Origin of the sequence: Nitratidesulfovibrio sp. 1201_IL3209 (assembly GCF_036763125.1) — a bacterium.
GTDB lineage: Bacteria > Desulfobacterota > Desulfovibrionia > Desulfovibrionales > Desulfovibrionaceae > Cupidesulfovibrio.
The window spans coordinates 15,877-37,327 of sequence record NZ_JBAIYT010000021.1; the positions used below are offsets into that span (position 1 = coordinate 15,877).

Annotated in this window: 20 protein-coding genes and 2 tRNA genes; 11 read left to right on the forward strand and 11 right to left on the reverse strand. The window is 67.8% G+C overall.

Annotated features, from left to right (window positions below):
* The first annotated feature begins 86 nt into the window (after positions 1–86).
* The 3 genes from V6B97_RS10845 to V6B97_RS10855 all read left to right on the forward strand — a co-directional run bounded on the left by V6B97_RS10845 (position 87) and on the right by V6B97_RS10855 (position 2,557).
* Positions 87–839: a LexA family transcriptional regulator gene (locus V6B97_RS10845; RefSeq protein WP_333506522.1), complete on the forward strand. Its 753-nt coding sequence runs from the start codon at positions 87–89 to the stop codon at positions 837–839.
* Positions 840–1,137: 298 nt separating this feature from the next.
* Entirely contained in the window at positions 1,138–1,302 is a 165-nt protein-coding gene (locus tag V6B97_RS10850) for a hypothetical protein (protein ID WP_333506523.1), read from the forward strand.
* 439 nt (positions 1,303–1,741) lie between these two features.
* On the forward strand, positions 1,742–2,557 hold the full coding sequence (locus V6B97_RS10855) for a substrate-binding periplasmic protein (protein WP_333506524.1): 816 nt from the start codon (positions 1,742–1,744) through the stop codon (positions 2,555–2,557).
* Positions 2,558–2,758: 201 nt separating this feature from the next.
* Here V6B97_RS10855 and V6B97_RS10860 read toward each other — a convergent pair.
* From V6B97_RS10860 to rimI, 4 genes are all read right to left on the reverse strand, one after another.
* Positions 2,759–2,845 (reverse strand) — tRNA-Leu (locus tag V6B97_RS10860).
* Positions 2,846–2,881: 36 nt separating this feature from the next.
* Positions 2,882–3,235 (reverse strand): preprotein translocase subunit SecG, encoded by a 354-nt coding sequence (secG, locus tag V6B97_RS10865; RefSeq protein ID WP_333506525.1) that lies wholly within the window; start codon positions 3,233–3,235, stop codon positions 2,882–2,884.
* Between the two features lie 38 nt (positions 3,236–3,273).
* Positions 3,274–4,029 carry a triose-phosphate isomerase gene (gene tpiA / locus V6B97_RS10870; RefSeq protein WP_333506526.1) on the reverse strand — a complete coding sequence of 252 codons (756 nt, stop codon included), beginning with the start codon at positions 4,027–4,029 and terminating at the stop codon, positions 3,274–3,276.
* Between the two features lie 159 nt (positions 4,030–4,188).
* Positions 4,189–4,749 (reverse strand): ribosomal protein S18-alanine N-acetyltransferase, encoded by a 561-nt coding sequence (gene rimI / locus V6B97_RS10875; RefSeq protein WP_333506527.1) that lies wholly within the window; start codon positions 4,747–4,749, stop codon positions 4,189–4,191.
* Between the two features lie 217 nt (positions 4,750–4,966).
* Between rimI and V6B97_RS10880 the strand changes: the two genes are divergently transcribed.
* Entirely contained in the window at positions 4,967–5,440 is a 474-nt protein-coding gene (locus V6B97_RS10880; protein ID WP_442935483.1) for an NUDIX hydrolase, read from the forward strand.
* A gap of 5 nt (positions 5,441–5,445) precedes the next feature.
* On the opposite strand, the gene V6B97_RS10885 is transcribed toward V6B97_RS10880, so the two are convergent.
* The 3 genes from V6B97_RS10885 to V6B97_RS10895 all read right to left on the reverse strand — a co-directional run bounded on the left by V6B97_RS10885 (position 5,446) and on the right by V6B97_RS10895 (position 8,585).
* Positions 5,446–6,276, reverse strand: a complete 831-nt coding sequence (locus V6B97_RS10885) for an inositol monophosphatase family protein (RefSeq protein WP_333506529.1) — start codon at positions 6,274–6,276, stop codon at positions 5,446–5,448.
* A 119-nt stretch (positions 6,277–6,395) separates the two neighbouring features.
* On the reverse strand, positions 6,396–7,418 hold the full coding sequence (locus V6B97_RS10890) for a rod shape-determining protein (protein ID WP_333506530.1): 1,023 nt from the start codon (positions 7,416–7,418) through the stop codon (positions 6,396–6,398).
* A 63-nt stretch (positions 7,419–7,481) separates the two neighbouring features.
* Positions 7,482–8,585, reverse strand: a complete 1,104-nt coding sequence (locus V6B97_RS10895; protein WP_333506531.1) for a GAF domain-containing protein — start codon at positions 8,583–8,585, stop codon at positions 7,482–7,484.
* Between the two features lie 512 nt (positions 8,586–9,097).
* On the opposite strand from V6B97_RS10895, the gene V6B97_RS10900 reads away from it, so the two are divergent.
* From V6B97_RS10900 to V6B97_RS10930, 7 genes are all read left to right on the forward strand, one after another.
* Positions 9,098–10,816 carry a hypothetical protein gene (locus V6B97_RS10900; RefSeq protein WP_333506532.1) on the forward strand — a complete coding sequence of 573 codons (1,719 nt, stop codon included), beginning with the start codon at positions 9,098–9,100 and terminating at the stop codon, positions 10,814–10,816.
* Positions 10,817–11,083: 267 nt separating this feature from the next.
* Positions 11,084–12,172, forward strand: coding sequence for a glycine cleavage system aminomethyltransferase GcvT (gene gcvT / locus V6B97_RS10905; RefSeq protein ID WP_442935481.1), 1,089 nt, complete (start codon positions 11,084–11,086; stop codon positions 12,170–12,172).
* A gap of 159 nt (positions 12,173–12,331) precedes the next feature.
* Positions 12,332–13,051: a 16S rRNA (uracil(1498)-N(3))-methyltransferase gene (locus V6B97_RS10910; protein WP_333506534.1), complete on the forward strand. Its 720-nt coding sequence runs from the start codon at positions 12,332–12,334 to the stop codon at positions 13,049–13,051.
* 230 nt (positions 13,052–13,281) lie between these two features.
* The gene (locus V6B97_RS10915; RefSeq protein WP_333506535.1) at positions 13,282–14,508 is read left to right on the forward strand and encodes a replication-associated recombination protein A; all 1,227 of its coding nucleotides are present in this window, start codon (positions 13,282–13,284) and stop codon (positions 14,506–14,508) included.
* Positions 14,509–14,604: 96 nt separating this feature from the next.
* A complete protein-coding gene (locus V6B97_RS10920) occupies positions 14,605–15,270 on the forward strand; it encodes a glycosyltransferase family 2 protein (protein WP_333506536.1) in 666 nt (221 codons plus the stop codon).
* A gap of 160 nt (positions 15,271–15,430) precedes the next feature.
* Positions 15,431–16,258: a lysophospholipid acyltransferase family protein gene (locus V6B97_RS10925; RefSeq protein WP_333506537.1), complete on the forward strand. Its 828-nt coding sequence runs from the start codon at positions 15,431–15,433 to the stop codon at positions 16,256–16,258.
* An 810-nt stretch (positions 16,259–17,068) separates the two neighbouring features.
* Entirely contained in the window at positions 17,069–17,644 is a 576-nt protein-coding gene (locus V6B97_RS10930) for a TetR/AcrR family transcriptional regulator (RefSeq protein WP_333506538.1), read from the forward strand.
* Between the two features lie 307 nt (positions 17,645–17,951).
* On the opposite strand, the gene V6B97_RS10935 is transcribed toward V6B97_RS10930, so the two are convergent.
* The 4 genes from V6B97_RS10935 to V6B97_RS10950 form a co-directional block, all read right to left on the reverse strand.
* Entirely contained in the window at positions 17,952–18,344 is a 393-nt protein-coding gene (locus V6B97_RS10935; protein WP_333506539.1) for a pancreas/duodenum homeobox protein 1, read from the reverse strand.
* A 259-nt stretch (positions 18,345–18,603) separates the two neighbouring features.
* Entirely contained in the window at positions 18,604–19,758 is a 1,155-nt protein-coding gene (gene gluQRS / locus V6B97_RS10940; RefSeq protein ID WP_333506540.1) for a tRNA glutamyl-Q(34) synthetase GluQRS, read from the reverse strand.
* A 218-nt stretch (positions 19,759–19,976) separates the two neighbouring features.
* Positions 19,977–20,053, reverse strand: a tRNA-Arg gene (locus V6B97_RS10945).
* Positions 20,054–20,168: 115 nt separating this feature from the next.
* Complete coding sequence (locus V6B97_RS10950) at positions 20,169–21,236, reverse strand: ADP-ribosylglycohydrolase family protein (RefSeq protein WP_333506570.1); 1,068 nt, start codon at positions 21,234–21,236, stop codon at positions 20,169–20,171.
* Positions 21,237–21,451 lie beyond the last annotated feature (215 nt).

The following is a 21,451-nucleotide window of genomic DNA, read 5'->3' on the forward strand; positions in this document are numbered from 1 at the left end:
CAGACACGTCCGCTGGACACGTCCGCCGAACATGTCTGCCGGACACATCACCGGACCATCCGCAGGGCCGCACGCAGGATACCACCATGCCGGACGCCTTCGACACCTTCTTCGCCCGGGTCATGCAGGGCACGGACATCACCACCCAGCAGGCCCTTGCCCGCGTGCTGGGGGTGAACCGCAGCGCCATCACCCAGGCCAAGAACCGCGACGCCATTCCGCAGAAGTGGATCCTGCGGCTGTCGCGGGTGTACGGGCTGTCGCCGGACTGGCTGGAATACGGGCGCGGTACGCCCCGCCCCACTCCCCTGACAGCAGCGGCACAGGGCGCGCGCACCCCGGTCAGCCAGACCGCCGGTTCCATTCCCGGACGTGCGGCGGCGTTGCGCCCGGCCATGCCCGCTTCTCCCCTTGCCGACCTGCCTCCCGCCGTACACATGGTGCCCAAGGTGCGCGCCCGGCTGAGCGCGGGAGGCGGCTCGTTCGAGGTGCAGGCCATGCCCGTGGGCGGCCAGCCCTTCGCCCATGCCTGGCTGGCCCGCAAGGGCACCCCCTCGGCCATGGTGCTCATGGACGTGGTGGGCGACAGCATGGAGCCGGAAATCCGCGACGGCGACACCGTACTGGTGGACCGCGCCACCGAAGATCTGCGCTTCGGCCAGGTCTACGCCGTGGGCCTGGAAGACGCCGTGCTGGTCAAGCGCGTCATGCGCACCCCCGACGGCCTGGCCCTGGTCAGCGACAACCCCGCGTATGCGCCCATCCGCGTGCGCGGCGACGAACTGGAACAGTTCCGCGTCATCGGCCGGGTTGTCTGGCTGTGCCGCGAATTGGGGTAGAGGGGTATCTCCAAATGGTCTTTTCGCCCGTTGGCTGACCGACCCGAAGGGCGCGAAGCGTGCCCGTTAAGCGAGTCTGCGAGCTATACGGGCATCGAGCGCAACGCGGTCAAACTTCGTCGCCATTCCAGTCGAATACAAGAAGAGTATACTCCTGTAATGGCGAACTCGTTTTCCTTGCCAACGGGCGAAAATCCTGCTTTGGCGACACCCCCTGCATATTTTTTTACCTGAAGTGTTCACTTTTATGAACACGACAACCGGCGGCATGCCCCGCCACATCCCCAAGGAGACCGTCATGCAACAGCGTTTCTGCACCTGCGGCCATCAGCTCTGGGTCCTGTACAGCTCCATCGAGCGCAAGTTCCGCACCATGTTCTTCGCCGGTACCTGCTTCAGCGGCAAGCGCGTGGATACCTGCCCCTGCTGCGGCGCCCCCCTCGACATCAACCGTCTGAACTAGGCCGCCACGTGCGGCCCCCCATGCGCCCGCCAGTCCCATCAATCCCACCGGACGCGGCCCGTCGCCATCCCATGCGGCGGGCCGCCGGGCAATCTTCCTTCCATGGCCGCTTCCGGCGTGCGTAGGCCCCCCCAGGCTCCCCCACCTTTGCCTCTCGCAAGTGCAGGGCCAGCCTGCCTTGACCCCATCCCGCCTCCGGGCGATACTTCCAGAAAACCGTACATGTCGCGCACCCTGCGCAACGTTCCTCCGTGCGAGGCCGTGATCCCTGCGGCCCTCCCTTCATCCTCAGCCGCCTGACGGTATGCCGGAACACGCCGACACCATCTTTCCTCGCCCCGCCCCCGGTGCGCCACCAGCCAGGTCCGCACGGCCCGGCCGCGCCGGGGCACCCCGCGCCAGCGGGCAGGTTCCGGCCTCCAGGCGAATCCGGATATCCGTGCTGGCGGCCTGCCTTGCCGCGTGGGCGTTCTGCACCGCATGCCCGCACCCCGTCGGCGCGTTCACCCTGCTCACGGAGGACCTTCCCCCCTTCAATTACGTGCAGGACGGCCTACCGCGCGGCCCTGGGGTGGACATCGTCATCCAGGTCCTGCACCGCAACGGACTGCCGGTCGAACTCGGGGACATCAGGGTGCTGCCCTGGCCCAGGGCCTTCAACCAGGCCCTGAATACCCCGGACGCCCTGCTGTTCAGCACCGCCCGCACCCCGGAACGCGAGGGGTTGTTCAAGTGGGTGGGGCCGGTCATGCATGTGACTGTGGGTGCCGTGGTGCACAAGAACAGCCGGGTGGCCCCCCGGCAATGGCGCGACCTGCAAGGGCTGCGCGTGGGCACGGTGCGCAACACCGTGGGCGAACAACTGCTGCTCGAACAGGGGGTGCCGTCCGCCCTGCTGCATTCCGTGACCACCCCCGCCGACGCGGTGCGCATGCTGGCCGCCGGGCGGGTGGACGTGCTGGCGTTCAACATCCACTCCACGCTGTACATGATGGAACAGGGCAACATCGACAGCGCCGAGTACGCCGTGACCATGGTGCTCAGACAGTTAGACCTGTACATGGCGCTCAGCCGGGACACGGACGACGCCCTGGTGGCCCGCCTGCAATCCACGCTCGACGCCATGCGTTGCAACGGCGGAGCGCCGGGGACCAGCGCCCTTGCGCGCATCGCCCGCCCGTACGCTCCGTTCTTCACGCCGGACTCGTTCCCCGCCGAGCGCAACTGCCCCCGCATCGGCCCGCCCGCGCCCTGAAGCCGCATGGCCCGGTCCGGCCCACCGGCCATGCCCCGGCCCCTGCCTGCCCCAGTCCGCCCCTGCCAGCCAGACGGGCGGCCTGCCCCCTCCTTCCCGATCCGCCGCGCCTGTCCTTCCGCCCCCCAAACACTCCGCGCGACTCCCCCGGAAACGCGAAAAGGCCCCTTTCGGGGCCTTGTCTGCTCGCCTGCGCGATTATGGTGCCGAGGAAGGGACTCGAACCCTTACGGGATTTCTCCCACTACCCCCTCAAGATAGCGTGTCTACCAATTCCACCACCTCGGCACGGGGTTGGCGCGAGGCGCGCCGAAATGTGCGATGCTAGTTGGACTTCTGCTCGGCCGGGGCGGCGGGAGCGGGAACGGCAGGCGCGGCCGGCGCTACTGGCGCAGCGGGGGCGGGCTGCACGTCTTCCAGCTTCACGTCCAGGATGGTCGAATCGTCGGATTTGCGGCTGCTGGTGAGCACGTTGTACGACAGCGACGTGATGATGAACAGGACCGCCAGGAAGGCGGTCAGCTTGGCAAGCATGCCGCCGGCGCCAGTGCTGCCGAACAGCGAGGTGTTGCCGCCGCCGAAGATCACGCCCATGCCTTCCTTGCCGGACTGAAGCAGCACCAGCACGATCAGGGCAAGACACGCGACCACATGCAGGGTCAGGATCAGGGTCTGCACCGTACTCTCCTTGTGAAAACTCCGCGCCGGGGCACGGCTTACGCCAGAATGATGCGGCTGAACGAGTCAGCCTGCAAAGAAGCGCCTCCTACCAAGACACCGTCCACATTGTCAAGGGCAATGATTTCACGGGCGTTGTCGGGCTTGACGCTGCCGCCGTACAGGATGCGCACCGCCCTGCCCGCCTCGCCGAAGCGGGCCACCAGCAGTTGGCGCACCAGGGCATGGGCCTCGACGATTTCCGGCGGCCCGGCCACCTTGCCGGTGCCGATGGCCCACACCGGCTCGTAGGCCACGGCGATGGCGCCGGGCACCGCGTCCCTCTTCACCCCGGCAAGGCCGGTGGCCAACTGGCGCTCCAGCACTTCGGCCAGGCGGCCCGCCTCGCGCTCGTCGATGGTCTCGCCGATGCACAGCACCACCTTGAGCCCGGCGCCGATGCTGAACGCGGTCTTGGTCCCCACCAGTTCGTCGCTTTCGCCGATGATGTGGCGGCGCTCGGAGTGGCCGGTGAGCACCCAGGCACACCCGCAGTCCATGAGCATGGCCGGAGAAACCTCGCCGGTAAAGGCCCCTTCGGCCGCCGGGTACACGTCCTGCCCGCCCACGGAGTAGCCGTCGGCGTGGCGCAGGGCGTCGGCCACGGGCGACAGCGCCGTGAACTGCGGAAAGATCACCACTTCGCGGTCGTCCGGCAGCGTGTCCGCCGTCAGCGCCACCAGCGAGGCGGCGGTGGTCCGCGCTTCTCCGGCAGTCTTGTACATCTTCCAGTTGGCGGCCATGAGCTTCTTCATGCGGGTCTCCGGACGGTGTTGCGTGAAGGGTGGACATTGGCGAACGGGGTGCGCCCCGTCCGAAAAAAATCATGCCTGCAATCACTGCGGCAGGCCGGATGGCACGCGGCGACGTGGCCCGCCCCGCGTCCCGCCGGGCGGATGGCACGGCGCACGGGCTTACCGCACGCCGGATTCGGACCCGGCGCGGCCGGGCTCGCAACTGGCGCTGCCCGGTTCGCGGCTGACCCAGTCCGCCAGGTCGCATTCGTAGATGATGGCGTCTTCGCCGGTGTCGCCGTAGTAGTGCGGCCGCACGCCCGCGCGGGTGAACCCCAGTCCTTCGTACAGGCCGATGGCCGGGACATTGCCGGTGCGGACCTCGAGCACGGCCCTATGTATGCCCATTTTGGCACCCACTTGCAACAGGATGGCCAGCAGTCGGCGGCCCAGCCCGCGCCGCCGGTGGCCGGGGTTCACGGCCACGTTCAGTATTTCCAGTTCCCCCGCCAGGTGGTACACGGCCACGTACGCCACAAGGCGGCCCGCGTCGCGCAGGCCGAACACCGAAAACACCTGGCGGTCGAAGGCCAGCCGGAACTGCTCCTCGCTCCACGGGGTGGAGAAGCACTGGCGTTCCAGTTCGGCCACCTCGGCGATGTCGCCGGGGCCCAGGCGAAAGAATTCCGGCCGCGCCACGCGCGGGCTCTCGCCGCAACCGGAACGGACAGGAGACTGCATGGGCAAGCGCCCTCCTTCGCGTATGGCGGACGAACCCGCCGGAATGCGCCGCGCTAGCGCTGCCGCCGCGCGCGGCCCCAGGGCGGCGCGCGGCAAATCCCGTGGCCGCGCGGGCCTGCGCCGCGCCCCCGGCGACAGGCCGGGGCGCCCGGACGACGCGGTCCCCGCCGACGGAGTCGAATACCTGGAAATCACCGACGAGCGCGACCGGCCGCTGATGGTCATGCCCATCGCCGAGGCGCGCCGCCAGACGCTGCGCCACCGGGTGGTGCTGGTCATGCTGCACGACGCCGAAGGCCGTGTCTACCTGCAGAAACGCGGCGCGAACAAGCACCTGTACCCCGGCCGGTGGGACCTTTCGGCCACCGGGCACGTGCGGGCCGGGGAATCGCGCGAGGACGCGGCCCTGCGGGAACTGCGCGAAGAACTGGACATCGCCGCCGTGCGCCTGATCCGCCGGGCCGAGATACCGGCCACGGAAGAAACCGGATTCGCCCACATCACCCTGTTCGCGGCCGGGCCCGCCGGAGAAACGCCCCGTCCCAATCCGGACGAGGTGGCCGACGGCATGTTCGTGGATGCCGACGAACTTGATGCGCTGCTTGAACATTTCCGGGACATGCTGACGCCCGCGCTGATCTGGGCCACGGAACGCGGCGACGTGTTCCGCGACATGCCTGCCCTGCCCTGACGGGGCTACAGCCGCAGGACTTCGCGCATGGCCTCGTGCACCAGCCCGTTGCTGGCCAGGATGCCCTCGTTGGCGAAATCGTAGGGCGCGCCGTCGAACCCGGTGACGCGCCCGCCCGCCTCCTCCACCAGCAGCCAGCCCGCCGCCGTGTCCCACGGCTTCAGGTCCGCCTCGTAGAAGGCGTCGAACCGTCCGGCCGCCACGAAGGCCAGGTCCACGGCGGCGGCCCCGCAGCGGCGCACGCCGCGCGTGGTCAGCATCGCCTTGCGCAGCCGGGCCATCACCGTGTCCACGTTCTCCTCGATGGTATAGGGAAAGCCGGTGGCCACCAGCGCCTGCTCCAGGTCTTCGCTGACGGAAACATGCAGCGGCGCGCCGTCACGAAAGGCCCCGCCGCCCCGCACCGCCCAGAAGCACTCGCCCAGGGCCGGGACGTTGACGATGCCGAGTTCCACCCGCCCCTCGTGCCACAACGCCACCGACGTGCCCACGAAGGGCAGCGCATGCGCGAAGTTGGTGGTGCCGTCGATGGGGTCGATGATCCAGCAGGTCCCGCGCGGTTCGCGCGAGGTGGCGCTTTCCTCGGCCAGAAAGGTGGCTCCGGCCACCACGTCCTTCAAGCGGTCCTTGAGAAAGGCCTCCACGGCCAGGTCGGTTTCGGTCACGAGGTCGGCGCGCGCCTTGAACCGTATGGCGCGCGGCTTGCGCCAGTGGTCCATGACCAGAGCGCCGCTTTCGCGCACGATGTCGAGGATGCGAGGCAGGTGCGCCGCGAAGGGGGACGCGGAAGCACCGGAGGGGGTGACGGAAGGCTGGCCAAAAGACTGTACGGACATGATGGCTCGCTGCGGGCGGCATGTTGCCAAAGCCCGGTGCTGCGGCGCGGACGGCGGACAGGCGGACGCGACGATGCGCCGGCATGCCCCGGCGCCGTCCCCCGCCGCCGATGGCGCGCCTAGTTGATGTATACGCGGCCGTAGAACCTGCGGTCGTCCAGGGTGCGGCCGGTGCCGCGCACCACGGTGGTCAGCGGGTCGTCGTCGATGATGACCTTCAGGCGCGTCTCGCGCGAGACCAGCGCGCCCAGGCCCTTCAGCAGCGCGCCCCCGCCCGCCAGCAGCATGCCGTTGCTGGCGATGTCGGCGGAAAGTTCGGGCGGGGTCTTTTCCAGCGCCTTGCGGATCGCCATGACGATGATGCGCACCGGCTCCTGCAAGGCCTCGCGCACATGGCCGTCGGTGACGCGCACCACCTTGGGGGTGCCGCTCACCATGTCCTTGCCGGACACCTCGACCATCAGCTGTTCCGGCAGCGGAAAGGCCGAGCCGATGGCCATCTTGATGCGCTCGGCGGTGTTCTCGCCGATGAGCAGTTGGAATTCTTCCTTGAAATAGCGCTGCACCGCCTGGTTCATGGCGTCGCCCGCCACGCGCACCGATTCCGCGTAGGCCACGGCGGACAGGGTGATCACCGCCACTTCCGTGGTGCCGCCGCCGATGTCCACCACCATGTTGCCCAGCGGTTCGTGGATGGGCAGGTTGGCCCCGATGGCGGCGGCCATGGGCTCCTCCACCAAGCGCACGTCGCGCGCGCCGGCCTGGTGGGCCGATTCGATGACCGCGCGCTTCTCCACCTGGGTGATGCCCGTGGGCACGCAGATGACGATGCCCGGCTTGACCAGGGAAAAGCCGCTGATGACCTTGCGGATGAAGAAGGCGATCATCTGCCGCGTCACCTCGAAGTCGGCGATGACGCCGTCCTTCATGGGGCGGATGGCGCGGATGCGCTTGGGCGTGCGGCCCAGGAATTCCTTGGCCTCGCGCCCCACCGCGAGCACGGTGTTGCGCTCGGTTTCCAGGGCGACCACCGAAGGTTCGTTCAGCACGATGCCTTCGGCCCGGGTGTACAGCAGCGTGTTGGCCGTACCCAGGTCCATGGCCAGGTCCTTGCCCAGGAAGCCGAACAGTCTGCGCAGCATCTGGTCGCTCTCGCGGTTGCGGTGTCGGTCGTCGATGCCGGTCGTCGATGCCGGTCGTCAGGATCAATCGTCGGCGTCGGAATCGGGGCGGTCGTGCGGGACGGGCGCGGGCACGCGGCGTTCCAGCCGGGCCTTGGGCAACAGTTCGCGCAGCCTGCTCTTCAGGTACAGGTTTTCCAGGAACAGGGCCAGGTGGTCCACCGACATGCGGGTGAAGGCGCGCAGGTCGTCGGGGATGACGCGCGGCTCGCCGTGGCCCAGGCACAGCACCCCGCGCGTGACCTTGTTGATCATCAGCGGCAGGCACATCACCGAACTGAAGGCGGGCATGTGCGCCCCCTTGCCGAACAGCGGGGCCATGGGCGAGCCGTCGGTGCCTTCGGTGAACACCGGGGCGTCGTTGCGGAACACCCAGCCCACGATGCCGTTGCCGATGGGGTACATGGGCGCGTCGCCCTTGCCCAGCAGCAGCGGGTGGCTTTCGCCTTCCAGGATGTAGTTCTGCCCGTCGCCGTCGCGGGCGGCGAACAGCGCGTGGTCGAAGCCGGTGGCCTCGGCCATCAGGCGCAGGAATTCGGCCAGGAACTGCGGCCAGCGGCTGATGCGGCCGCGCAGTTCGCTGATCACCTGCAACGCCGCGTAGTAGCGGGTCAGGCTGGCCTGGCCGGCCCCCTGGCAGACCACGCCCTCGACGCCGGAGATGAGCTCGGCGAACAGTTGCAGGATCTTCTGGTCCTTGTCGGAAAAGGAGTACTGCCGCTTGCTGTCGATGCACAGCGCGCCGCCGCCCGGCACCGGGCAGCCCATGAAGGCCTTGATGGTGGCCTCCTCGTTGCTGCGGTAGTAGCCGAGGTGGCTCTGGCGCTGGTCGAAGTTGTTGACCAGCAGCGGTTCGCGGTTGCGGATGATCCAGCCCACCAGGCCGCGCCCCGGCGCGATGGACGTGCCCGTGTCCACCATGTCGCCCAGGCTGAAGCTGGCGGCAAGGCGGTGCAACTGGTTGTCGCGGTCCAGCGCGGCGGCGGCCGCCGCCGTGGCGGCGCCGGCCGAAAGGTCGTCCGCGCCTTCGGCGCCTCCGGCGTCGGGCAGGAAGAGCACGGCGGAATACGCGTCGAACACGCTGCAAATGATGGCAAGAATGCGTTCGTGGCAACGTTGGCTGTTCATATCCGGTTCCTCTCCGGCCCCGTGCGGCGGCCGGAGTTCATGGCGTATGGCGTGCGGCCCGGCCGGAATCCGGCGGTGGCGCATGCGTTGGGCGAAGCGGGGGCGGGTGTCAGCCTATCCCCGCGCGGTGCCGCCCGCAAGGGGGAGGACGGCGTCATGCGGACAGCAAGACGGGCAAACGCGCGGCCCGCACGGGCATGCGGACGATCATGCACCGGCGTGCGGCGGCGCACCGCGGTACGGCATTGCGGCCCGGTTGCCCGTTTCAACCGGTGCTTTAACAAAGCCGGGCAGGTTCCCGCAACAGCCGCACGCCCGCCGCAGCCCCGCGCGGCGCGGCGTCCGGGGCTCGCGGACACCGCGAAACCCTTGTGCGCGAGCCCTTGCCCGTCACATTATGGTAGAATTTTTTTAGAAAAAAAAATAGGCTCGGGTATCGCAAAGGGGCAACTGCAATCCGTCCCGCCATACCGGAGGGGAATGGCGGAAGGCCGCGTGCATCGGGACAACGCATGAAGATCACCCTGAAAAACGCCTTCAGCAAGGGAGAATTCGTCTACCGCGAGGACGGGCTGCTGTCCGAGCCGGTGGAGCTTACGTCGCTTGCCCGGCTGAAGCGCTTTCTCGACGTGGTGCACGTCAAGCAGTGCCTGTTGCGCCCCTTTTTCGAGCAGGCCGACTACCCGCTGGTGGAATCGCGCGAGCTGCTGCCCTCGTTCGAGGCGGACCTGTGGGAATACAAGCAGTTGCCCGGCTTCAGCATCGTGGCCTTCGAACGGCCGGTCAACTACTTCCAGGAAGTCTTCCAGTTCGACATCCTGCACCCGGTGCTGGATACGGCCAGCGTGGCCGAGGGCGCCTCGTGCCCTCTGGAGTCGCAGGTCATCGCCCGCAACGTGCAGACCATGCAGACCCGCCTGCCCAAGGCCTACCAGGAATCCTTCCGCCAGCGCTTCGGGCGGTTCGACACCTCGGTGCTCGACCACTACCCCGCGCTGATGCCCTTTCTGCTGGCCATGGACCGGGCGCAGGTCTTCGCGCTGGACAGCTTCGGCCATTTCCACCTGGGCGGGGTGTATGCCTCGTTCCCGTCCGACCTCGACAGCGAGATCAAGCGCTTCGGCATGCGCATCGGCAAGTTCGAGGTGGGCGACAACGAGATGTACGAGCGCAACCGCCTGTTCGTGTACCAGTACCTGATGGAACTGTACGGCTTTCCCATCGTGTCCGAACGGCGCACCTCCGGCGCGCTGTTCGCGCGGCGGCTGCACAAGATGGGCGAGCGGTTCATGATCCGCGTGCTGGGCCAGTCCGACCGCACCATCACCACCATGATGGGCGAGGGCGATTCGCGCCCCTACCCCCGCGTGGAAAAGCTGGCCCTGGTGCGCGTGGACGCCGACCAGGAGGAAGCCCTGCGCGCCATCGACGAGGCGGGCTATTTCCTGGACCGCGAGCGGCGGGTGGTCATCCTGCGGGTGACCTACCGCCAGCACAAGTTCAACCCCGACAACGTGCGGCAGGACCGCGCCTTGTCCGTGGAATCGCAGGAAGTTATCCATCCGGTGACGGGACAGGTGCTGGGCGACCTGAACATCATCAAGGACGCCACCAACATGTTCCTGCGCCTGAACGACATAACCCGGGGCGAATACACGGGCAGGATCATCTACAAGCGCAACGAGATCGTCGAAAACACCGATACGGACGAGAAGCGCCTGAAGTTCCTGTACGCCTGGCTGTCCAAGCACCAGCGCCGCATCATCGGCTACAGCGACGAATTCTTCGCCAACGTCATCAAGGTGCTGGACAACTACCTGCTCTCGCCGGACAACTACGAGGCCTTCGGCCACCTGCACGACCTCTACCAGGAGGTCTGGGCCAAATACAGCTACATCCAGCAGGCCCGCAAGGTGCGCTACCTCGAGGACATCCAGGACCGCGAGTACCGGGGCGAGCGCATCGGCTACCGGCGCATGCTGGCCGAGGCCGTGCAGCTGCTGCACGGGCTGAAGTTCGAGATCGTCAGCTATTTCGACACGCTGGTTTCCAGCGTCATCGCCATCGGCGAAAACATGCTGAACGACCGCTACCTGCTGCGCACCTACATCGAAAAGCGCGACGACGAACTGACCCCCGGGGGCCTGGAGATCAAGCGCAACTACGGCAAGCTGGTGGCGCTGGTGGACGAGTTCCGGGCCATCCAGCGCACCCGCAAGACCGCCGCGTAGCGCGGCCGTCGCACGCGGTGGCGCTACGCGGCCGCCCGCGCCGCCTGTCCTCCTTCCGCATGCGGCACGCGCCATCCGCCGCGCGACGGCCCGCCCCGTCATGGCGCCAGCCGGTTGCCGCAAATCCCTTCTCGCGCTATTCCTGTCGCGCGCCGCACGGCGCACCCGAATTTCCGCCCCGGACGCAAGACCGCCTTGCCCCGGCGCAGCGCGCCCCCATACCACATGACCGCGCCAACCCCCAACGGAGACACGAAGGAGCACACCGTGCCGGATCTGCTGCAAACCCCGCTTTCCGCGTGGCACCGGGCCGCCGGGGCCAAGATGGCCCCCTTCGCCGGGTGGGACATGCCCATCCAGTACCCCACCGGCATCATCGCCGAGCACGTGCAGACGCGTGACTCCGCCGCCCTGTTCGACATCTGCCACATGGGCGAATTCACCCTGCGCGGCGCCGGCGCGCGCGAAGCGCTGTCCCGCGCCGTCAGCCACAACCTGGAAACGCTGAAGCCCGGCCGCTGCCGCTACGGCTTCCTGCTCAACGACAAGGGCGGCATCCTCGACGACCTCATCGTCTACTGCATGGCAGAGGACGACTACATGCTGGTGGTCAACGGCGCCTGCACGGAAGGCGACTTCGCCGCCCTGCGCTCCCGCCTGCCCGGCGCGCTGGCCTTCGAGGACATTTCCGCCCGCACCGCCAAGCTCGACCTGCAAGGGCCGAAATCCTTCGACGTGCTGGAAGCGGTGCTGGGCGAGAGCTTCCGCGACCTGCCCTACTTCGGCTTCCGCTCCGTGACCTTCGGCGGCGCGCCGCTGCTGGTCAGTCGGACTGGTTATACCGGCGAACTGGGCGTGGAACTGTACCTGCCCTGGGACAAGGCCGAAGCCCTGTGGACCGCCCTGCTCGCCGACGAGCGCGTGAAGCCCGCGGGCCTCGGCGCGCGCGACACCCTGCGCCTGGAAGTGGGCCTGCCCCTGTACGGCCACGACCTGGACGACACCCACACCCCGGCGGAAGCAGGCTACGGCGCCATGCTGACCAACCCCGCCGACTACGTGGGCAAGGGCGCGGACCGCGACGTGCGCGAGCCGTTGGTGGCGCTGTCCATTCCCGGCCGCCGCAGCGCCCGCCACGGCGACGTGGTGGCCCTGCCCGACGGCACCGTGGCGGGCGTGGTGACCAGCGGGTCGTTCGCGCCGTCGCTGGGCTATGCCGTGGCCCTGGCCCGCGTGGCCGCCGCCCATGCCGAGGCCCCGGCCTTCGTGGTCAAGGCCGCCAGGGTGGAACTGGAAGCCACCCGCGCGGGGCTGCCGTTCTACACGCAGGGGACGGCGCGTACCAAACTGACGTAAAAAGCGGAAGCGGGGGCGCTGCCCCCGTCCCCCCGCAAGGGGGCAGTCGCCCCCTTGACCCCTTTTTCAGGTCCGGTCCACACTTCGTGCGGATCGGACCTGTGGTCACAACTCTCCGCCTTCGGCATTTCTTTACCCCGTCATTCCCGGAGCCACGTCATGCGCACCTTTTTCCTGCCGCCCGAACGCTGGGCCGAACCGTACCTGCTCGACGGGCAGGAGGCCCGCCACATGGTCAAGGTGGTGCGGGTGCGCGCGGGCGACACGGTGCGCCTGCTGGACGGCCGGGGGCGCGAGGGCGAATTCCGGGTCACCGCCACGGAAAAGGCTCTGGTGCGTCTTGAGCCGTTGTCCGTCACCGAACATCCGGCCCCGGCATCGCAGGCGGTGCTGGCCATGGGCTGGGGCAAGGAGGTGCGCCGGGGCTGGCTGATGGAAAAGGCGGTGGAACTGGAGGCGGGCGGCATCTGGCTCTGGCAGGCCGAACGCAGCCAGTCGCGCGTGCCCGAGGAAACCCGCGAATCGTGGCACGCCCAGATGGAGGCCGGGGCCAAGCAGAGCCGCAACCCGTGGCTGCCGGAACTGCGCACCCTGCCCGGCGGCGTGGCCGAACTAGCCGAGGCCAGCCGGGATTTCGCCAAACGGTTCATCCTGTGGGAAGGCGACACCGGCGGCGTGCTGCTGGGCGCCGGGGACCTTGGGCAGCCGGGGCGCACCCTGTTCGTGGTGGGGCCGGAGGGCGGCTTTTCCGACCGCGAGGTGGCTGCCCTGCTGGAATCCGGCATGCAGGCGGTCAGCCTTGGCGACCGCGTGCTGCGCTGGGAAACGGCGGCCATGCTCTGCCTGGGGCTGCACTGGTGGGCCCGGCAGGGGCGATAGCCTTCAGGCACACCTTTCAGCGGACGCGGACGACAGCCTGCACACCGCGCCAGTCTTGCAGCGCACAAGGCAGCACCGGTTCTCCCGGCCCGACAGGCCCCGCGAAGTCCCTGCCCTGTCCCGAGCCGCGCACCCGCCTTTTCCTCGCGCGGCGGGCCTGATACACAGGACCACAGCCGCAGGCTCATCCTTTCGCATTCTTGCCCGGCCACATTTCCGGAGACCATGACGTGACCCTGAAGCAGCCCCTGCCGGAGCGCATCCGGCCCACCACCCTCGACGGCTTCGTGGGCCAGACCCACCTTACGCCACGCATTGCCGCATTGCTGCGCGCCGAACGGCTGCCCAGCCTGCTGCTGTTCGGCCCGCCGGGGTGCGGCAAGTCCACGCTGGCCCTGCTGCTGGCCAACGCCCACGGCACCAAGGTGCTGCGCCTCAGCGCGCCCGAGGCCGGATTGCAGCAGTTGCGCCGCTCGCTGTCCGGGGTGGACGTGCTGGTGCTGGACGAGTTGCACCGCTTCTCCAAGGCGCAGCAGGACTTTTTCCTGCCCATCCTGGAAAGCGGCGAAATCACCATGATCGCCACCACCACCGAGAATCCGTCGTTCAGCGTGACCCGCCAGTTGCTGTCGCGGTTGCACGTCATGCGCCTGCGCCCGCTGGGCCGCGAAGAACTGATGGAACTGGGCCGGCGCGGCGGCACGGCGCAGGAAGCCCCCCTGGCCGATGACGTGCTGGACTTCCTGTCCGGCATGGCCCACGGCGACGCCCGCGCCATGCTGAACCTGGTGGAGTACGTGGCCGGGCTGCCCGCAGACAACCGGGGCCTCGACGCCGTGCGCGCCGCCATGCCCGAGATCGTCAGCCGCCACGACAAGGACGGCGACAGCCACTACGAACTGGCCTCGGCGCTCATCAAGTCCATTCGCGGCAGCGACCCGGACGCGGCCCTGTACTACCTGGCCTGCCTGCTGGAAGGCGGCGAGGACCCGCGCTTCGTCTGCCGCAGGCTCATCCTTTCCGCGTCCGAGGACGTGGGCCTGGCCGATCCGCAGGCCCTGCCGCTGGCCGTGGCCTGCCAGCAGGCCGTGGAGTTCGTGGGCATGCCGGAAGGGTTCATTCCCATGGCCCAGACCGTGGTGCACCTGGCCTTGGCCCGCAAGAGCAATTCCAGCTACGCCGCCTACCTCAACGCCGCGCGCGAAGTGAAACTGAACGGCCCGCAGCCGGTGCCCATGCACCTGCGCAATGCCGCCACCAAGCTGCAAAAGGACTGGGGCTACGGCAAGGGCTACAAGTACCCCCACAACTACCCCGACGGCTGGATCGAACAGGACTACCTGCCCGACGGCCTGACGGAGCGCCGCTTCTACCAGCCCAAGGAACACGGGGACGAGCAGCGGTTGACCAACTGGTGGCGCAGGCTGGCCCGCCAGCGCAAGCCGCGCCCGGAATAGCGCCGCCGCGCACTGCCGCAACCGCATCTCCGGCATGCCGGGGGTGCGCTGCCGCTCCGCCATGGCCGCAGCAACACGAAACCGCCGGAACCACCCATGCCCGAAACCATGCCGCGCTACTCCATCATCACCCCCAGCCGGGGCGACCGTCCGGTGGCCCTGGGCCTTGCCGTCGACAGCGTGCGTACGGCCATGGACCGGGCCGGGCTGTCCCCGGCCGACGTGGAAATGCTGGTGGGTTTCGACGGTGTGAAGGGCGCACGGGTGCGGCCGGACGCCTTCGTGCGCTGGTACGACTTCCGGCCCGACAAGGACTACGGCAACGCCATCCGCAACGGCCTGCTGCGCGCCGCGCGCGGCCGCCGCATCCTGTTCCTGGACGACGACAACTCGCTGACGCCGGAAGCCTTCCTCATATACGAGGCATACCCGGACGCGGACCTGCTCATCGCGCGCATCGACGTGAGCCTGGCGCACAAGGCCCCCTACCTGCCGGTTATCGAGGAAGGCCGCGACCCGGTGTGGCAGAGCAACATCGACCCGCTGTGCCTGTGCCTGACCCGCGAACTGGCGGTGGTACGTTGCGAAGGCTGGCAGGGCCGCAGCTACGAGGCGGACTACCGCAACATGCTGCGTTACTACCGCCGCGCCCGCAACGTGCAGTTCACAGACCGCACCGTGGGCGTCTACGATTCCGGACGGGGTCTGGACGAGGGCGGCCTGAACTTCCGTCAGGTGAAGAAGGAACAGGAGAACACCTGAAAGGAAGAGCGCCGCAGTTGCGCATCGGCCACCCGCGCAGCCCGCACAAGGGTATTTCCCTTTCCTTGCCGCCGGGATATACGGCGTTGCAGCGCACGCCCGCTCCGCCGGACACCGCGCACGCACCACACGACCAGCAAGACCGCAAGGGATACGCCACATGACCGACGCCATCGTTCCCGCGCCCCACATGCCCGTACCGTTCACCGGCGACACATATACCACCCCGGCCGACACGGCGGGCCCCATAGCCCGGCTGTTCCCGACGCTGGCCTATTATCCCATGATGGCGAGCATCGTGCGTCGCGCGGCGGCTTCGGCGCTGCGGGGCGACTATCCCCCGGCGGCATGGGTGGGCAGCAGCCTGGAGGTGGTCCGGGCGCTGGAACGCACCGGCGTGCGCCTGCGCATCGAAGGCATGGACCACTTCACGCGGCTGGAGGGGCCGTGCGTGTTCGTGGGCAACCACATGAGCACGCTGGAAACCTTCGTGCTGCCCTCCATCATCCAGCCGCACAAGGACGTGACCTTCGTGGTCAAGCAGAGCCTGGCCGACTACCCCGTCTTCAAGCACGTGCTGCGCACGCGCGACCCCATCACCGTGGGCCGCGTGAACCCGCGCGACGACCTTGCCGCCGTGCTGGAAGGCGGCGAGGAACGGCTGCGACGGGGCATCTCCATCATCATCTTTCCGCAGGCCACCCGCAGCGACGCCCTGGATCCCAAGACCTTCAACTCCATCGGCGTCAAGTTGGCGCGCCGTGCCGCCGTGCCGGTGGTGCCGCTGGCCCTGAAAACCGATGCCTGGGGCACCGGCTGGCCCATCAAGGACTTCGGCCCCATCCGCCCCCAGCGCACGGTGCACTTCCGCTTTGCCGCACCGCTTGCCGTCACCGGCAGCGGCAAGGACGAGCAGGCGGCCGTGTACGCCTTCATAGAAGGGTGCCTTGCCGAATGGCGGAACGAAATTCGCGCCATTTCATCCTGACGGACATTGAAGTGTTGACACCTGCCCAGGGTGGTACTATTGTTTCCTTGCACTGATTGATTACCCAGTCAGCTTCAGGGCGTGATCTGCACCATCCACCCTCCGGTATGCACCTACCGGTCAAGCTCTCCTGGCATCAGTACACTCCTCTCCGAGGCGGCTCCCTTTTACGGGAGCCGTCTTGTTTGATTAACCGGCAAAAAACGACCGCCCACCGGACAAGCACCGCTGTCTCCCGTCACGGTACCACGCCAGCCGTCTGGCGGCATACCCCACCGCCCTTGACGCGCCGCACTCGTGGTGCTAGTTTTTGTTTGCTTGGCCAAACAAACCGGCCCGACGCACTCCGCCTGCCTCCTTCACGCGTTCCTGGACAGGTACGTCGGTTCCCTCGGTGCGCACGGTAAGCAACGGAACACTCCTCACGAGACGGCCCCATTGTGGGGCCGTCTTCGTTATGGTCATTCGGCCACCGGAGTGACACAACCCCCGTTAGATTGGTCGACCATTCAGCAGCATGTCTTCCGCATGCGTCCCGCCAATGCAACATTTCCGAGGAATCTAGTTGACAAAACCCGCGCCAACCTTTTCACTGTGCGCACAGGCGGCGTTGACTGCCACATGCATGTTACGCTACACAGATGCAGCCCTTCGCAACCCCTCGCCGGGCCGACAGCGAAGGCACAAGTGTTCCCGGTGTTCCGTCGGGTGCGGGTCCGACGGTTCTTCTGCGGCTCCACGACGAGCATTCGGCCAGCCGGATGCGGAGCCCCTGTATACACACCTCAAGCACTACCACGGGCCGTTGACATGAGCATCTCGAAGAAGGAAGCGTTGCTTCAGGCGGCAAAAGAGCTTTTTGGTGAATACGGCTATGCCGACACCACCTTCAAGAAGATTTCCGAACGTGCCGGAGTGGCCCTTGGGCTGCTCACGCACCATTACGGCAACAAGGAAAAACTGTTCCTTGCCGCGGGCATCGACGTGCTCGAACAATTCCTTGGCGTGTTGCGCGACGCCTCCGCCAAGGGCAAGAACGGGTACGAGTCGGTCATCAACTTCTGCACCGCCTACCTCGACTTCTCCATCGACAAGACCTCCAACTGGCTGGTGCTGGTGCGGTGCTCGCCGTACAGCGACATGAAGACCAAGACCGACCGCGACCTGATGTACGAAAAGTTCAACCAGGTCCCGCGCGAACTGGAAGCCCAGTTGCGCCGGGGCATCGAGGACGGCTCCATCCGCCCGTTGCCGGTGCACGAGACGTCCCAGGTCATCATTTCCATGATGGTCGGCGCCAACCGTACCCGCCTGCTGACCCCGTATGCCCCGCCGAACCTGTACGAGGAAGCCATCCGCTTCATCTCGCGCAGCATCGCCCCCTAGGGCGCCGCACGCGGATCGGAACAGCAAGCGCCTCTCACAACCGCCTCCCTGGGGGCGGTTTTCTTTTGTGCGCGAAAACGGGCCGGAACCTGCACGGTTTCGGCCCATGGGCTTGTTACTGATGCATGACGCCCCGGAAGGCTTCCGGATGCCGCGGCACCGGCAGATTGCAGCACCGGCCCCTGTACCGGCATCATGTCGGCAGGCCGCCATGGCAACACCCAATGGCAGGCCGGACACGTCGGCGGAGAGCCGTCGAAGGTTGGCAAGGCAGCGGTTCAGGGGACGCCGGTCGGCGGGCTCCGGATCAGGCGAAGGTCACCAGCAGCGGAATGACGTGCAGCGTGCGCGACATCTCGCGGGTGGGCAGCAGGCGCCAGCGCAGCGAACCTTCGGCCCGGTCCATGGCGCTGGCGATCTTTGCCACCACGCCGGGCAGGTCGATGACCGGGTGCCGCTCGAAGACCTGCGGCAGGCCGTAGGTAAGGTTGCAGGCCAGACAGTGTCCGGGCCGCTGGGTGAGCCGGAACGAGAACTCCATGCCGTTCTCGCCCTCGCCCTCGAAGGCCAGGGCGATGTCGTAGGCGCCGTCTTCCGCATCGCCGTACAGGGCGTCGAAGAAGGCGTCGGCGCGGTCGGACGGAAACATGACGGCAAGCCGTTGCGGGGTGAAGATGCTTTCGCTGCTGGTGGTGGGCATCGCTGTTCTCCCTTTTCGCGGCAGTGGCTGGCGGCGGTGTGCCGCTCCCCCGTCGCTGCGCGACGTGCCGCGACGAAAACGGCCGGGCACGCTACGGACATGAGGCGGAAAGCGGGACGGCACGGCGGGCCGGAGCGGCGAAACCCCTTGCCATTGCCGGAGTTCGCGGAAAATCTGGCTAGCACGCGCGGAGCGGCGAGGCAACCCCCTTACAGGGGCGTAAACCGGATGCCCCACCCCGGTGCTCCGCCCCGACGCCCTAACCCATGCGACGCAGCACGTCGGCCACATCCACGGGCAGGATCACCGGCTGACGGACCACGCGGGCAAGGTCGAACCCGGCCGCCAGTTCGCGCGGCGCGGCAGGCCCCGGCGCATGGCGCAGTCCCAGCCGAAAGGCAAGATAGCCCGTGATCGCCTTGGGCGACACGCCCGCCTCGCGCAGGGCGGCCACGGCCAGCGAGCCGTGCCGCTTGGCCAGCCGTTCGCCCTCGTGATCCAGCAGCAGCGGCACGTGCACGTAGTCCGGCACCGGCGCGCCCAGCAGGCGGTACAACCATATCTGGCGCGGCGTGCTGGCCAGGATGTCGTCGCCGCGCACCACCTGGGTGATGCCCATGGCGATGTCGTCCACCACCACCGCCAACTGGTAGGCGAACACCCCGTCGGAGCGGCGCACCGCGAAGTCACCGCCGCAGTCGGCCAGCGACATGCGCTGCGGCCCCCCAATGCGGTCGGTGAAGGAAATCACCGTGTCGTCGCAACGTACCCGCATGGCCGAGCGTCGCCCTTGGGCCAGACGCCGGGCGCGGTCGTCCGGGCCCAGAGCGCGGCAGGTGCCGGGGTAGGCGGGTCCGCATTCCCCGGCGTGCGGGGCGGAGGCCAGCGAACGCAGTTCCTTGCGGGTGCAGAAACAGGGGTAGACGTGCCCTTCCCGTTCCAGCCGGGCCAGCGCATCGGCGTAAAGGGCAAGGCGTTCGCTCTGGGAATACGGGCCGTGAGGGCCGCCGCGTACGGGCATGCGGGCGAGGCCGGGAGCATCGGCCGGGGCAACCGGCAGACCGGACCGCAGGTCGGGCATATCCGGAAATTCCGGTCCCTCGTCCCAGTCCAGCCCCAGCCACAACAGGTCGCGGACCAGGTCCACCACGAATTCCGGGCGCGAACGGTCCGGGTCGATGTCCTCCATGCGCAGCACCAGTTGCCCCCCGGCAGCGCGGGCGCACAACCACGCCATCAGGAAGGCTCCGGCATTGCCGAGGTGGATGTGCCCCGTGGGGCTGGGGGCCAGCCGCCCGCGAACGGGGCGCTGACGGTCCGCCGGTGCGTCGGCCGGGGAATCGGAACGGGGAGCGGCGTGCGCGGGCGGTGCGCCCGTCCCCCGCGTGATGATGGGAGAATCCTGAAACGGCATGCCCGTACCGGCATCACCTTCCGCCCGGAATGTCAAGGACGGGGCTGAACAAGGGACGGGACGCGGCCGTCTGCATTGACGGATACATAAAATAATAACATATTTTCATATAATTATGTATACAACAACAAACAAACGACAAACAGGCAACATTCCCCCACGGCCACCAGAACGACAAAGAGGATACGAGACGTCATCTCGTATCCTCTTGTTTTTTCTGGTGCGCCCGACAGGAATCGAACCTGTGGCCTACAGCTTAGGAGGCTATCGCTCTATCCGACTGAGCTACGGGCGCAGGAATCGATGGTGTCTAGACGATGCCGCTACGCATTGTCAAGGTCAACATCGACGGGACACGGCTGCACGCAAGGGGAAACGCACCTTCGGTTTACAGCTTGGAGGCTATCGCTCTATCCCACCGTCACCTGCCCGGCAAGCCGCACGGCCAGGGCGCGCAGTTCCCTGCCCTCTTCAAGGCCGTCGATGAGCCGTTGCGGAATGCCGGACAACCCCACCTGCGCCCCCACCAGCGCCCCGGTGAGGATGGCCCGCACCTGGTTCTGCCCGCCGCCGTTCACCGCGTGCAGCACGGCCGATTCGAAGTCGTCGCGGAAGCGCGCCGCAAGATAGTAGGCCGCCGGAAGCATGTGGTAGATGGCGCAGGGCATGCCGTACACCAGCGAGACCTTCCACGCCGGTTCGATGCGGATGTCCGGGTCCGCCGCTGCCGCCGCCATGTAGCCGGGCGACAGCAGCGCATCGGGCGAGGCGAAGCGGCCCGCGCGCGGCGGGTCCGGGTCTCCGGGGCGCGGGGCCTGCAAGCCGTCGCGCGTCACGGCATGGAACGGCAGCGCGCCGTCCTTCACCAGTTGCATCAGTTTTCCGGAAATGGCCGGATCCAGCCGGTGGCCCTGCACCAGCATGGCCAGCACCGCGCCGTAGGCCACGGTGAGCGACAGCACCACGTCGTCCGCCTGGGTGAGCGCCGCGTTGGCGCTGACGGCGGCGGCCAGCCGCGCGGGCTGCGTGGCGTAGCGCACCGCTATGGCCAGGGTACGCTCGATGGCCTCGGTGGTGTCCGCATGCCCTGCCGTTTGGCCCCACTCCAGCCCCTGCTCCACCCTGCGCCGCCACGCCTCGCGGATGGACTGGCTGGTGTAGTTGCCCGGCCCGCTCACCGGCTGCCCGTTGAGCAGCGGGAACAACTCCTCGTCCAGGCGGCGGCAGAAGTCCGCCTGGTCGTACTCCCCGCGCTCCACCAGCGAACGCACCGTCAGCTTCAGGATGAACCCCGCCTGCGAAAGCTGCCCGGCCTTCATGCCGTCGTGGTAGCGGCCCGGTTTCGGATCGGTGTACCCGCTGATCCACTCGCCGTAGTCGCGCCGCAACTCGGCCAGGTCGTAGTACCAGTGCGGGCCGAGGCCCAGCCCGTCGCCTATCCACGCGCCCATGAGCGCCCCGGCGGCGCGGTCGTGCATGGAATCAGGTGTTGTCGTCATGGCTGCACTCCTGCACGGATGAAAGGACAAGGGATGCCAAGGGAGGTTGCGGCACGCCCACTCACGCCGTCGCACCTTCAACCATTGCTTGAATATGCCCGAACATACCACGTTCCGGAACAAGCGACACCCCGCACGCGGCAGTGCATCCCCGAAAAGCAAGGCGGCCACGGATATACCGCAGCCGCGCGCAG